This window comes from Vibrio sp. SNU_ST1, from assembly GCF_030563405.1.
Classification (GTDB): Bacteria; Pseudomonadota; Gammaproteobacteria; order Enterobacterales; family Vibrionaceae; genus Vibrio.
This window is the reverse complement of record NZ_CP130748.1, coordinates 940648-953350: the sequence shown is the minus strand read 5'-3', so window position 1 is coordinate 953350 and position 12703 is coordinate 940648. Positions and strand designations below refer to the sequence as shown.

Genomic DNA, 12703 nt, shown 5'->3' with positions numbered 1-12703 from the left:
TATAAGAGAACGAAACGATGGGCTATCTACATAACTAGCCCATCGACAGAACTTCATTGGCTCCTATCATTCACTCTAACTCTATATAACATTCAAATTCCTTATCGGCACAAGATTTGCTTAATAACTAGACGGTTTGACTAAGCAGACGAAAAAACAATGTGCGAATAAAAAACATCACCACGGTGATTAAATGCACAAGTTTTTCACACCTCTGCCGATACTATATTTAAGGATAGGTAAGGAGATCGATATGACACCAGTAGGAACGAGTAATACTCAGCTGTATTCACCTGCGAAAATGAACGCACAGAATAAAAGCACCGAGGCTGAAAAGCCTGCTCCACTCAAGGTGGAACAAAATACCGTTAAGCTTTCTGATGAAGGAAAAGCGCTATTATCTGCTCTTAAACAAATCGATAAAGAATCCAAAAAATTCGAAGCGGAAAACGCAACCGTTACCGATAAAGTTGAATCGTTCGCTCACGGCGCATTAGGCATGGACCACCCAGACAAGGTTGAAGAAGAGGATGATGGCTCTTATTCAGCGGGGCAATTCTTGTCCGCGGCACTTACCGTAGGTGGCATCCTTATCGCTTTAGTCTAACTTTTTGCTTTAACCTAATTTCGCTTTAGCCTAACTTTACAGCTCTGCTTCTCTATTCTTTCATTACCTACCTTTTATTGAATAGAAGCAATTTATCGTCACGACAACAGACCTGATTTGGTCTAAAAAACGAGTTCATTCCATAATTCCGCTCTCATTTTAATGGAATAATACTCGTGAAAAACACTTTTGAGCTTATTGATAAGCCTACCTTCTTTGGTGCTATTGCACTCCTACTCACGATAGTTTTCCCGCTAATTTTGTTCCCAGCACAGGGCGCAGACTGGATTGCGGTTGCGAAAACATTCATGACGGATCAACTTGGATTTCTATATCTTGCTCTAGGCCTCGCTGCTTGTGCCTTCATGGTTTACGTAGTGTTCAGTGACATGGGACAAATTAAACTGGGTGAAGCTGATGAAGAACCTGAGTTCAAAACTGCATCATGGGCAGCAATGCTTTTCTGTGGTGGTATCGGCGCAAGTATCTTGTACTGGGGCTGCATTGAGTGGGCTTACTACTACCAATCACCTCCTTTCCAACTAGAACCCGGAAGTGAAGAAGCGGTTCGTTGGGCGGCAACTTATGGTTTGTTCCACTGGGGACCAATCGCTTGGTCTATCTACCTGATCCCAGCGATTCCTATCGCTTACTTCTTTTATGTGCGTAAACAGCCTGTTCTAAAGATCTCTAGTGCGTTAATGCCTGTTCTTGGTGAACACCGCAGTAAAGGCGTACCTGGAAAAATCGTCGATATCCTATTTATTTTCGGTCTATTAGGCGGCGCTGCGACAACACTAGGTTTAGCAGCACCTCTTATCACTGAAGGCCTGAATCACCTATTCGGCCTACCTAAAAATAACCTTACGCAAGCAATGGTACTTTTAGTTTGTACGGCAATTTTTGCTTACTCTTCTTATGCTGGTTTGGAAAAAGGCATCAAGATCCTGAGTAACATAAATTTCTGGGGTGCAATGGGTCTACTGACTTTCGTTCTGATTGCTGGCCCGACGATCTTCATGCTAGAAACAGGCCTAGACTCGATTGGTCGCCTATTGTCTAACTTCTTCGTGATGGCAACGTGGGCTGAGCCATTCGGTGGTTACGGTACCTTTGAGAACACTCACTTCCCACAAGACTGGACCATTTTCTACTGGGCGTGGTGGTTAGTATTTGCACCAAGTATGGGTCTGTTTGTTGCGCGTATTTCTCGCGGTAGAACCATCAAACAAATGGTGTCAGGTTCAATCTTCTTTGGTTCTCTAGGTTGTTTCCTATTCTTCATGATTTTAGGTAACTACGGCCTATCACTACAACTTTCTGGTGAGCTGGATGTAGTAGCGATTTTGAATGCAGAAGGCGCAACCAAAGCTATCTTCTCGATGCTTGCGCAACTGCCAATGAGTACGCTGGTTATCGCGGTATTTACGCTGCTGTGTATTATTTTCACTGCAACGACATTTGACTCAATCTCATACATCCTAGCGTCTGTTGTGCAAAACAACGTGACCGAAGAGCCAATGCGTTGGAACCGTATGTTCTGGGCATTCACACTGTCGTTCTTGCCAACGATTCTGATGTTCTTGGGTGGTCTAAGTACGCTACAAACGGCAGCAATAGTTGGTGGCTTACCGCTACTGGTGATCTCTGTGATGCTGATGATTTCAGCGGTTCGTGCAACGAGCCTCGACCTACGCCATCAAGATGCGTACATCGAGCCAACGATCAACATCGAAGAACTACCAGATATGGACCCTTGGTCTGCAGAAGGTATGGCGCTGGCTCAATTTGAGAAAGAAAAAGATGCTGCGCAAGAGGCCGCAGAACTTGAGCGAGTTGCCTACACAGAACTTGCCGCAGTGAAAAAAGAAATTCGCGCTTATGTGTTAGAACAAGGTTCACAAATGGAAACTCACGAGTTACCAGAGAACCTACAACAAGCACTTGAGCAGGCCGAGAGTAATCTTAGTGCCGCACAAGCGAAAAAAATCGAGTTATCTGAGCAAGCTCAGAATGCTCGTATCACGTTCAACCAGGTGGTTGCAGACTTACCGCTTGCTTGACATTAGCCATGACGCAGTCCATTGATTTGGACCCTCCTAAATACGACAAAGGCTCACAGAAATGTGAGCCTTTTTTTATACTTCTCAGAAAATTGGAGTCATTGCTCAATTTCACATTGATGAAATAAATATGAAACGACTTTGACACAAATCGATGTTCTAATCATCCCGCTTATATAAAAAGGGATAACCAATGAAGCACATTATAAAACCAATCATTGCCGCAGTGGCAACCTCAACACTTTCATTCAACGTACTTTCAGCAGAAATAAAAAACGTCATTCTGATGATTGGCGATGGAATGGGACCTCAACAAGTTGGCCTGTTAGAAACTTACGCAAACCAAGCACCAAACTCGATCTATAAAGGGAACAAAACCGCCCTTTATCAACTTGCTCAAGAAGGGGTTATTGGTTCATCCCTGACTCACCCAGAAGATGCAATCGTGGTCGATTCAGCTTGTTCAGCCACCATGCTTGCAACGGGTATCTACAGTGGTTCAGAAGTGATTGGCATTGATTCTCAGGGCAATCATGTTGAGACGGTTCTTGAGAAAGCTAAAAAGGCAGGTAAAGCAACAGGACTCGTGTCCGATACGCGCTTAACTCACGCCACACCTGCTGCATTCGCTGCTCACCAACCTCACCGTTCTTTAGAAAACCAAATTGCTAACGACATGTTAGAAACAGGTGTTGATGTAATGCTTTCGGGAGGATTACGTCACTGGATCCCTAAATCGACCAATGATAAAGGTGAAACCTATAAGCAACTTGAGAAGCTGACTCAAGGTGATGTTTACCTCAAATCGAAGCGTAAAGACGACCGTAACCTGCTGACTGAAGCACAAAAAGACGGCTACCAACTGGCGTTTAATCGCAACATGCTAGACGACGCTAAGGGCGATAAACTACTTGGCCTATTCGCCTACTCAGGCATGGACGACGGCATCGCTTACAGCAACAAGAAAAAAAGTGGCGAACATACTCAACCAAGTTTGAAAGAGATGACACAAAAAGCGCTCAACATCCTATCCAAAGATGAAGATGGCTTTTTCCTAATGGTCGAGGGTGGCCAAATCGACTGGGCGGGACACAGTAACGATGCCGGCACCATGCTGCATGAACTGCTCAAGTTTGATGAAGCGATCCAAACTGTGTATGAATGGGCAAAAGATCGTGAAGACACGATCGTGATAGTGACCGCAGACCACGAAACAGGCTCTTTTGGCTTCAGCTACTCTTCTAACGACCTACCAAAACCACAGAAACGTTCTGGTAAAGCCTTCGCCGACCGCGACTATGCACCTAACTTTAACTTTGGCGCATTCGATATTCTTGATGGTTTATATAATCAGAAGCAAAGCTACTACGGCATGATCAGTGAATTTCAGAAGCTGGATAAAGCGCAGCAAACACCTGAAAAACTGGCTGAGATCGTCAACAAAAGCAGTGAGTTCCCTATTACAGCTGAACAAGCGAAAAATGTATTAGCAAGTAAGCCGAACCCATACCGATTGGCTCAGCACAAATACTTGTCGGCAGAAGAAGTGCCTGCTATCAACGATTTCGATGCATTCTTCCCTTATAACGACCGTGGCAACTTGCTTGCTCGCGAACAAGCAACAGGTCAAAACATCGTTTGGGGTACAGGTACACACACTCACACACCAGTGAACGTGTTTGCTTGGGGCCCTGCTGAGAAAATACTGCCCGTTTCAAAAATCATGCACCACTCAGAGCTAGGTGAGTACATTAAACAACAAGTAAACTAGCCTGAATCTTTTTTACTCGTTTTACTTAGCGCCCTTAGGGGCGTTTTTTGTTTTAATTTTTAAGCCTTTAAACTAACTAAGTAAGTTTAGGCGACGCCAAATAGCAAAACAGCCGCTCAGAGCGGCTGTTTTTAGAATAACTAGCGATTCGGGTGATTCAGGATGTGGTCTTCCCAATCGACAACATCAATTTCGTATACCACTTTATTACGAACGCTTTCACCGGCCGCATGCATCTCTGATTTAGAACCTGTAATCAATGGGTGCCACTCAGGAATCGGCTTGGATTCTGATAACAGTCGGTAAGCACAAGTGTCTGGCAGCCAGTGAAACTCATCGATTTTGTCACGAGTCAGCTTCAAACACTCTTCACCTGAAGTGAATCGGTTCGGGTAATCTTTACACGAACATGTTTTGTCGTTTAACCAGCTACACGCCACATTGGTGTAGTAAACTTCATCGCTATCTTCATCCATTAGTTTATGTAGGCAACACTTACCACAACCGTCACACAGTGATTCCCACTCGTTCTCGGTCATTTGCTCTAGTGTCTTTTCTTGCCAAAATGGAATCGTCATAGGATTACTTCTTACTCTTTTACTGGGGTGCGTGTTATACCGCTAGCCGAATATAAGTTCAAGGATAAAATCAAGCTGACTCTCTTTCACTATGCGGTCGAACTTTCTAAGTCAGTGAGTATTTGGATTGCTTCACTTGTCGTCGTCCCACACACCCAACTTTCTGCTTTAAAGTCGAAGCAGACCTGAGGCCTCTCTTTTTTACCAAATAATTTACATAAGTTATCAATCGTAAGCTGCTTGCAACGCTCACCAGACTTCTTTCCGTGAGGATGAAGAGGGAATGAAGATGTAATACTAGGTGCGGTACAACAAGCACCACAATGAAGACGGCATTCCATAATTGGACCTTAAATAGAATCAAAGGGAAAGAAAAGGGAGCGATTCTATCCTAAAAATGAAATTTACCTAAGTGAAGTTATTTAATATGTACAAAAAAAGCACCTTATAAAAGGTGCTTTCAATTCATCATAGATAGAATCTACTTTAAAATATCATGTGGCTTTGAAGATGAAAATTGGGGCGTCATCTCCGCCAAGGCCGCTTTATAGCGAGTCGATGACAATAAGTCTTTAGCATCTTTCACTGTAAATTTAGCTTTCTGCCCTTCATCAACAATAGGCCCAAGCGCCATAATATGTTGAGCGCTCGCCTTTAGCTGCGGAGAAGTAACAGAAACTGTTTTGTTATTCCCATCTTTAAACGAAGAAATCACTTTCTTTGTGTAGCCAGGATCAACTTGGTCACAGTTTGTGATTGGTGGATGAGTCACTGTCCCCGTTGATGACACAACTTTAACGACTGGTTTTCCTTCTGCTATCGCTTTGATTTGGCAATACGTCGGGCTTTCACCTATCAAGTTGTTTGTATTATTGAACATATACATAGTCCAGTCACCTGCACCACTTCCTTGATCAGCTTTGTCGACATCAACGCGAGTCCAACTATCTACCGCACCACTAAAGTCTTTTTTGACGACTAAATTTTGTGTGTCCGAAACGGCGTAAACTTTTTTACCTCCAATTTCGTATTGACCCACGTAATCTTGGTTAAACCAGTTAAACCAACCTTTCGAATCAATATGCCTTCCACGGTAAGGGCCATTAAACTGGTGAAGACTTGAAAATTTAGTCTTCGTTATATGGACAGATTTACCGGTAGAGTCGAGATCTGTGACTTCATCTGTAATAAAAAACGGCTGTTCAGTAAAGCTAATTGATGTGTTCGGAGAAACACCTTTCGATGATGAGATATTGTAATCTCGGTAAGCGATTACATCGTAAGTATCAATATCCGTACTATTGATTGATGCCTTACCTTTTACAACCTTAACCGCTTCACCAATCCATTTTCCACCATGTTTATTAAAGTAGCCTAAACGAACCGTTTCATTACCTGAGGTCGCATCAACCTTATAAGTTAGGGTTTGAAAATAGCCTTGGCTGAATGAACGGAAGAATCGCAGTTCATCGCCTTTCTTCGCTAGTGCTAATGAAGCCTTTTCATACTTGTCCGCTGCACACTGTTCTCCGTTCTCCGCACTATATGCCAGAACAGTACCATTGCTATTGATGCGGCAAACATATTGACCAGATAAGGCTTTAGAGTTAATTCGGCTGAGCAAAGCAGTCGCGTCACTACTGCTTACGGAACTGTTTGTCGAGAATTCACCCAATACAGTATTAAAAGGAACCAGTTGAGCTTGTGAAGCTGCAGGCAGTTTAGCTACAGCATAGTCTAGGGCTATAAAGTCTACTTTTGCTTTTTGTAAACTTCCTGCCGCATAATTTACCAATTCACGAGCTTGAAAATAACCTTCTAGATTTGGCGACGCATAGACAGAAGTACCAAGAGTGGCAAGGATAATACCTATAGATAATTTCTTCAAAACTTGACTCCTACTACTTCGTTTTAAAATTGCTTGGAGACTCAAATCCTTTACCATCAACGGATAGGAATTTGTAGCCTTTCAATGTTTGAATATCGGCATCACTTACGCCTAAGTCCGTATTCAGTTTCTGAGCGCTAGAACCACCACTAGTAGCAGCGCTACCGCCACCGCCGTCACCACCTCCGCATGCAGTGAGTAATAATGTCGTTACTACTAAAATCGCTAACTTTTTCATGAATCGCAGGCTCCAATAAGAATTAATAATATCTTCAACCAGTTTTATTTATTGAACAACACAATAGATCGCACTTTAGTCAGTTTCTGGGGTTTGTCGTTAAACAGTTATGGCATTTCGTTTAAAAATCACAGCAATCTCTGTCGGGCTATTTGCTACCCCAAACACTCCCTTTCTGTCGCTTATATGCCCAAGATTTCACAAAATTGCGAAATCTAAACTATCTTGTTGATATTGGTACAGATTAATAAGGATCGTTATGAATAGGTATATCGCAGAAATGTTTGGTACGTTTTGGTTGGTATTGGGGGGGTGTGGTAGTGCCGTCTTAGCCGCTGCTTTCCCTGATGTGGGGATTGGATTGCTCGGAGTCTCTCTTGCCTTTGGTTTAACCGTGCTCACCATGGCTTTCGCTATTGGTCACATATCCGGTTGCCACCTCAACCCAGCGGTCACTATCGGCCTTTGGAGTGGCGGACGCTTTGATGCCAAAGATGTCGCACCTTATATTATTGCCCAAGTGATTGGCGGTATTATCGCAGGTGGCGTGTTATTTGTGATTGCTTCAGGCCAAGCTGGCTTTGATGCAGCTGCCTCTGGCTTTGCTTCCAATGGTTATGATGAACACTCACCGGGCGGTTACTCGCTCACTGCGGCTCTCGTTTGTGAAGTGGTCATGACCATGGTGTTCCTATTCGTGATCATGGGCGCGACTGATTCGAAAGCACCTGCTGGATTTGCACCTATCGCAATTGGTCTCTGTTTGACCTTGATTCACCTTATCAGTATCCCTGTGACTAACACTTCAGTGAACCCTGCTCGAAGTACTGGCGTAGCTGTGTTTGTGGGTGATTGGGCTGTTTCTCAGTTATGGCTATTCTGGGTTGCACCTATTATTGGTGCCGTGATTGGCGCAATGATATACAAAGCGGTGAGAGGTTCAGATTAAGCTCAGAGAAATGTTTTGGAATAGAAACCTTTGAGAACCATAAAAGAAAAAGCCGCTTGGTGATGGTTCACCAAGCGGCTTTTTTAGATTTTATGACGACCGAGTAACGAGTGTGAAAGCGTGGTGCCATCCACCAGCTCGAGCTCACCACCAACAGGAACACCATGAGCGATACGGCTAGCGTTCACTTCATGGGCATTACATAGCTCAGCAATGTAATGTGCTGTCGCCTCCCCTTCTACTGTCGGGTTAGTCGCTAAAATAACTTCAGTGATATCACCACGACGTAAGCGGTAATCCAAGACATCGAGACCGATGTCACTTGGACCAATACCATCAAGTGGTGAAAGATGCCCCATAAGCACAAAGTAACGACCGGAATATTGACCCGTTGCTTCAATGGCTGCGATGTCTGCTGGGCTCTCTACTACACAAATTTGACCGTTATCCTGACGTTTAGGATTGGTACAAATGTGGCAGGTCTCTTCTTCGGTAAAAGTACGGCACTCATTACAATGACCTATTTCTGTCATTGCTTGGCTAAGAGCTTCAGCCAACTGCAGGCCGCCTTTTCTATCGCGCTGTAACAAATGAAAGGCCATACGCTGTGCCGACTTGGGACCAACCCCAGGTAGACAACGTAAGGCCTCCATCAAATGCTCCAGCATATGACTGGTACGCATATATAACCGTTCTGATTTTCAAGTAATGGCCAGTTCAACACAAGCTACTACGAGAATTAACCTTTAAGAATAAGTTACTTAGAAAGGCATCTTCATACCTGGTGGAAGTTGCATTCCGCCAGTTACGCCAGCCATTTTCTCTTTTTGAGTTTCTTCAACGCGACGAGCCGCATCGTTGAAAGCAGCAGCGATAAGATCTTCAAGCATCTCTTTATCGTCTTCCATTAGGCTTTCATCGATATCAACACGGCGAACGCTGTGGCTACCAGTGATCGTTACTTTTACAAGGCCAGCACCTGACTCACCTGTAACTTCCATATTTGCGATTTCTTCTTGAAGCTTTTGCATGCGCTCTTGCATTTGCTGGGCTTGCTTCATCATGTTGCCCATACCGCCTTTACCAAACATGTTAATACTCTCTGGTCTAATTGGTTTATTAAAATTAATTAAGCTATACGTGCTTAAATGGGGGTTAAAACAGTGTGATTCAACCCCTCGGTGTTCAGTTCTCAGATTTGCTTATCTGGGATGATACGCCGGTCACTAAACGTGAAAAAGTTCTAGATAGGACGAACGCTGTCTCTGTCGAGTTCAGCTGCAAAACGTCTTTCAATGAACTGTACGTTGGCATCGTTTTCTAAAGCGGTAAACGCATCTTTCAACTTACCTTGATACAATCTTTCTCGCAGTTCTAGTGGCGTTTCTCCACCATCGCCGATTTCAACACTCAAATGACACTCTTCTCCTAACACGGTATTGAGCGACTGTAATAGTTCGCTCTGTGCGCGATCCGTATTCAAGTGAGCTTGGCTCGCTCTTAACGTTAAAGTGATTGATGTGTCGTTTTTAGCAAACACTGAGTTCAATGCTAACTGTTCAACAAGCTTGGCTGTCTCTAGCTTTTGAATCGTGGCGGACCATTCATCTTGAGCAATCGACTCTTGAAGCAATTTATCGACCATTTCTGGTGTCTTAATATGCTCTAACGCACGCTTGATCTGAGTAGGTGTAAGCTCTTTGCTCACCTCTTTCACTACAGGTTTAGACGGTTTCCAGCGATAAGGTTCATTATCATTGGTTACCTTTTCAGTAGAAGAGGCTGATAAAGAAGCTGGCGACACCCGCTCAGAACCACCGTGTTGCTGAGCAACTCGGTCAAGAACTGAAGTTTTAGCTGGTGTCGCTTTAGCCTTTTTTGGCGTTGAGCCTTTGTTATCTGTTGCCGCGCTGCCTCTGCGTTGAGAGCGCAATTGGTGGCGTAAACCACTCACCGGCGAAGTTGCACGCGCTGGTTGCTCTTGCGAAACAGGAGGAGCAGAAGGCGCAGCGCTTGGCTGTTGAACCGGACTCTGGCTCTGATAATTCGTTTGTTGCTGCTGAGGCTGATCTGCACCGTAGCTTGGACGCTCATCATAAGCAGGTGGTACATCATACTGGCTGTGCGGGTAATCCTGTTCTGGATAACCTTGGTTGCCTGTGTGATCAACGTAACCTTGAGAATCTGAATATTGGCTCTGATCCTGCGGCGGTTGTTGTTGTGCCGACTGTTGCGGTATAGCTTGCTGCTGAGGCGCCTGTTGTTGCATCGGAACTGGCTGTTGCACCTGAGCAGGCTGTCTCGGAGCTGGCGTAGCTTGACTTACTGGCTGAGCAACACTCTGAACCTGGTTCTGAACCGGATTCTGAGCTGCAGGCGCGGGGCTTGTCGACTGAGTCGAGATTGCCGTAGCAACAGTTTGCTCAGCAGGCCTAAATGCCAACATACGCAGAACCACCATCTCAATACCAACACGAGCGGTTGGCGATAATGGCAAGTCTTGACGACCTTTTAGCACTATCTGGTAGTAGAGTTGGATGTCTTGAGGGCTTAACGTTTTGCTCAGCAGTTCCAGCCTTTCAGCATCAGGCTGGGCCTTGTCTAAAGTAGACGGCAGAGCTTGATACATCGCCAAACGGTGTAATTGAGTCGCAAGTTGACTCAGCAATCCATCCCACTCAACGCCATTTTCAGCAAGAGCTTGAATACAAGCCATCGCTTGCTGAGGCTGTTTACTGCTAATGGCTTCAAGTAGATGAATCGCTTGGTCTGTATCCAGCGTTCCAAGCATATGAGCAACAGTGTCTGTTAAGACATTACCGTTACCTAATGCGATAGCTTGGTCACTCAGGCTTAGCGCATCACGCATACTGCCATCAGCAGCATGAGCAATCATCCCAAGCGCACGAGATTCAGACGTCACATTTTCTTGTTCAAGAATATGATCGAGCTGCTCGTGGATATTATCGACGCTGATCGGCTTAAGGTGGAACTGCAAACAACGCGACAAGATAGTCACTGGAAGCTTCTGTGGATCCGTTGTTGCAAGCAAGAACTTCACATACTCAGGCGGCTCTTCTAAGGTCTTTAGAAGCGCATTAAAACTGTGCCTAGACAGCATGTGTACTTCATCGATTAGGTAAACCTTGAAGCGACCACGTGCAGGCTTGTACTGAACATTGTCCAGAAGCTCGCGGGTATCCTCTACTTTTGTGCGTGATGCCGCATCAATCTCAAGTAGGTCAACAAAACGACCTTCATCGATCTCTTTACAGGTTGCACATTCACCACAAGGGGTTGAGGTAATGCCTGTTTCACAGTTGAGACCCTTAGCAAACAAACGGCCGATGGTCGTTTTACCGACACCTCGTGTACCGCTGAATAGGTAAGCGTGATGCAACCTATTTTGGCTAAGGGCATTCTCTAATGCTGTTAAAACATGGGCTTGACCAACCACTTCTTTGAATTTGGTTGGTCGCCATTTTCGCGCTAACGCAAGATAGCTCATGAATAATTCCGAAAAGGATTAGTGACCGTCGAATTCGCAGATGCTAAACACTTCTAGACCTAAGCCTTGTAAGCGCTTGTCACCACCGATTTCTGGAAGGTTAATAACAAATGCAGCGTGTTCTACCACACCACCAAGCTGACGAATCAGCTTCGTTGTCGCTTCAATCGTACCGCCTGTTGCTAACAAGTCATCAACCATCAGCACTTTATCGCCTTCAACGATAGCATCGGTATGAATTTCTAGCGTATCAGTGCCGTACTCAAGCTCATAAGATTGTGCCACAGTTTGACGAGGCAACTTGCCCGGCTTACGAACAGGGATAAAGCCGACACCTAACTCAAGAGCAAGAGGCGCACCAAATAGGAAACCACGAGCTTCAGTACCAACGATCTTAGTAAAGCCCATGCCCTTGTATGTGTCTACCAACAGATCGATTGTCGCTTTGTAAGCGGCAGGATCTTCCATCAAGCTTGTTACGTCACGGAACAAAATACCCGCTTTAGGGTAATCAGGAATGCTTTTGATGCTTGCTTTGATCAGAGAGATTTTTTCTGTGTTCATAATCTTATGCACTTCATTAGGCCGCTTTCCAAACTCTCGTTAACGAATCAAACATCAACGCTCGGAATTAAGGAAAGGTACGATTGGTATTCTTTGCAACGAGAGTCATAACTCGAATTGCTGAAATAATAAACGCCCGCTACACAAGCAGGCACACTGGCTTAATGGTAGTGATTTTCTTTGCTGTCAGCAACTAACTCATGGGTTGGAAGTCGCATAAACCATGTGAGAAGAATAACAAGTACACAAATTAGGAAAACCTTGACCCAAATGATCGGGGCAAAGTAGATCGATAACGCAAAACTCAGCAAGATAAAGAACACGCCACGCGTTTTAACTTGCTTGGTAACGGCACCGTGTTGATACCAATTGTTCAATAAGGGACCGAGCTTTTTATGCTCATGCATCCATTTATGTACCTTGGGGTTGCTTCGCATGAAACATGCACTGGCAAGAAGGAGAAAAGGAGTTGTTGGCAGAACGGGTAAAACAATCCCTAGAACTGCAAGAATTATACAAAGGCCACCAGCAATATTG

General features: G+C 44.6%; 13 protein-coding genes. 4 read left to right on the top strand and 9 right to left on the bottom strand.

The window, feature by feature from the left end:
• Positions 1-253 precede the first annotated feature (253 nt).
• From Q5H80_RS04325 to Q5H80_RS04315, 3 genes are all read left to right on the top strand, one after another.
• Positions 254-607: a hypothetical protein gene (locus Q5H80_RS04325; RefSeq protein WP_009848664.1), complete on the top strand. Its 354-nt coding sequence runs from the start codon at positions 254-256 to the stop codon at positions 605-607.
• Positions 608-783: 176 nt separating this feature from the next.
• Positions 784-2670, top strand: coding sequence for a BCCT family transporter (locus tag Q5H80_RS04320; RefSeq protein ID WP_065678625.1), 1887 nt, complete (start codon positions 784-786; stop codon positions 2668-2670).
• A gap of 193 nt (positions 2671-2863) precedes the next feature.
• Positions 2864-4441 carry an alkaline phosphatase gene (locus tag Q5H80_RS04315; protein WP_304568948.1) on the top strand — a complete coding sequence of 526 codons (1578 nt, stop codon included), beginning with the start codon at positions 2864-2866 and terminating at the stop codon, positions 4439-4441.
• Between the two features lie 140 nt (positions 4442-4581).
• On the opposite strand, the gene Q5H80_RS04310 is transcribed toward Q5H80_RS04315, so the two are convergent.
• The 4 genes from Q5H80_RS04310 to Q5H80_RS04295 form a co-directional block, all read right to left on the bottom strand.
• The gene (locus tag Q5H80_RS04310; protein ID WP_009848667.1) at positions 4582-5019 is read right to left on the bottom strand and encodes a YcgN family cysteine cluster protein; all 438 of its coding nucleotides are present in this window, start codon (positions 5017-5019) and stop codon (positions 4582-4584) included.
• 89 nt (positions 5020-5108) lie between these two features.
• Positions 5109-5360 carry a YkgJ family cysteine cluster protein gene (locus Q5H80_RS04305; protein ID WP_304568947.1) on the bottom strand — a complete coding sequence of 84 codons (252 nt, stop codon included), beginning with the start codon at positions 5358-5360 and terminating at the stop codon, positions 5109-5111.
• 140 nt (positions 5361-5500) lie between these two features.
• The gene (locus Q5H80_RS04300) at positions 5501-6907 is read right to left on the bottom strand and encodes a porin (RefSeq protein WP_304568946.1); all 1407 of its coding nucleotides are present in this window, start codon (positions 6905-6907) and stop codon (positions 5501-5503) included.
• Positions 6908-6920: 13 nt separating this feature from the next.
• Positions 6921-7145 carry a hypothetical protein gene (locus tag Q5H80_RS04295; protein WP_304568945.1) on the bottom strand — a complete coding sequence of 75 codons (225 nt, stop codon included), beginning with the start codon at positions 7143-7145 and terminating at the stop codon, positions 6921-6923.
• A gap of 259 nt (positions 7146-7404) precedes the next feature.
• Between Q5H80_RS04295 and aqpZ the strand changes: the two genes are divergently transcribed.
• Entirely contained in the window at positions 7405-8094 is a 690-nt protein-coding gene (gene aqpZ, locus Q5H80_RS04290) for an aquaporin Z (RefSeq protein WP_123304729.1), read from the top strand.
• Positions 8095-8177: 83 nt separating this feature from the next.
• Here the strand turns inward: aqpZ and recR are convergent, their stop codons facing one another.
• From recR to Q5H80_RS04265, 5 genes are all read right to left on the bottom strand, one after another.
• Complete coding sequence (gene recR, locus Q5H80_RS04285) at positions 8178-8777, bottom strand: recombination mediator RecR (protein ID WP_004734155.1); 600 nt, start codon at positions 8775-8777, stop codon at positions 8178-8180.
• A 78-nt stretch (positions 8778-8855) separates the two neighbouring features.
• On the bottom strand, positions 8856-9185 hold the full coding sequence (locus Q5H80_RS04280; RefSeq protein WP_009848672.1) for a YbaB/EbfC family nucleoid-associated protein: 330 nt from the start codon (positions 9183-9185) through the stop codon (positions 8856-8858).
• Positions 9186-9337: 152 nt separating this feature from the next.
• Complete coding sequence (gene dnaX / locus Q5H80_RS04275) at positions 9338-11602, bottom strand: DNA polymerase III subunit gamma/tau (protein WP_304568944.1); 2265 nt, start codon at positions 11600-11602, stop codon at positions 9338-9340.
• 18 nt (positions 11603-11620) lie between these two features.
• Positions 11621-12166 (bottom strand): adenine phosphoribosyltransferase, encoded by a 546-nt coding sequence (gene apt, locus Q5H80_RS04270; protein ID WP_004734171.1) that lies wholly within the window; start codon positions 12164-12166, stop codon positions 11621-11623.
• Positions 12167-12327: 161 nt separating this feature from the next.
• The gene (locus Q5H80_RS04265) at positions 12328-12699 is read right to left on the bottom strand and encodes a YbaN family protein (RefSeq protein WP_304569373.1); all 372 of its coding nucleotides are present in this window, start codon (positions 12697-12699) and stop codon (positions 12328-12330) included.
• Between the last annotated feature and the right edge of the window lie 4 nt (positions 12700-12703).

What these genes read in the sequence shown, in the direction of transcription:
- Q5H80_RS04305 (WP_304568947.1), bottom strand. Translation starts at nt 5,360, where the DNA reads ATGGAATGCCGTCTTCATTGTGGTGCTTGTTGTACCGCACCTAGTATT.
- apt (WP_004734171.1), bottom strand. Translation starts at nt 12,166, where the DNA reads ATGAACACAGAAAAAATCTCTCTGATCAAAGCAAGCATCAAAAGCATT.
- recR (WP_004734155.1), bottom strand. Translation starts at nt 8,777, where the DNA reads ATGCGTACCAGTCATATGCTGGAGCATTTGATGGAGGCCTTACGTTGT.
- Q5H80_RS04325 (WP_009848664.1), top strand. Translation starts at nt 254, where the DNA reads ATGACACCAGTAGGAACGAGTAATACTCAGCTGTATTCACCTGCGAAA.
- Q5H80_RS04315 (WP_304568948.1), top strand. Translation starts at nt 2,864, where the DNA reads ATGAAGCACATTATAAAACCAATCATTGCCGCAGTGGCAACCTCAACA.
- dnaX (WP_304568944.1), bottom strand. Translation starts at nt 11,602, where the DNA reads ATGAGCTATCTTGCGTTAGCGCGAAAATGGCGACCAACCAAATTCAAA.
- Q5H80_RS04310 (WP_009848667.1), bottom strand. Translation starts at nt 5,019, where the DNA reads ATGACGATTCCATTTTGGCAAGAAAAGACACTAGAGCAAATGACCGAG.
- Q5H80_RS04295 (WP_304568945.1), bottom strand. Translation starts at nt 7,145, where the DNA reads ATGAAAAAGTTAGCGATTTTAGTAGTAACGACATTATTACTCACTGCA.
- aqpZ (WP_123304729.1), top strand. Translation starts at nt 7,405, where the DNA reads ATGAATAGGTATATCGCAGAAATGTTTGGTACGTTTTGGTTGGTATTG.
- Q5H80_RS04280 (WP_009848672.1), bottom strand. Translation starts at nt 9,185, where the DNA reads ATGTTTGGTAAAGGCGGTATGGGCAACATGATGAAGCAAGCCCAGCAA.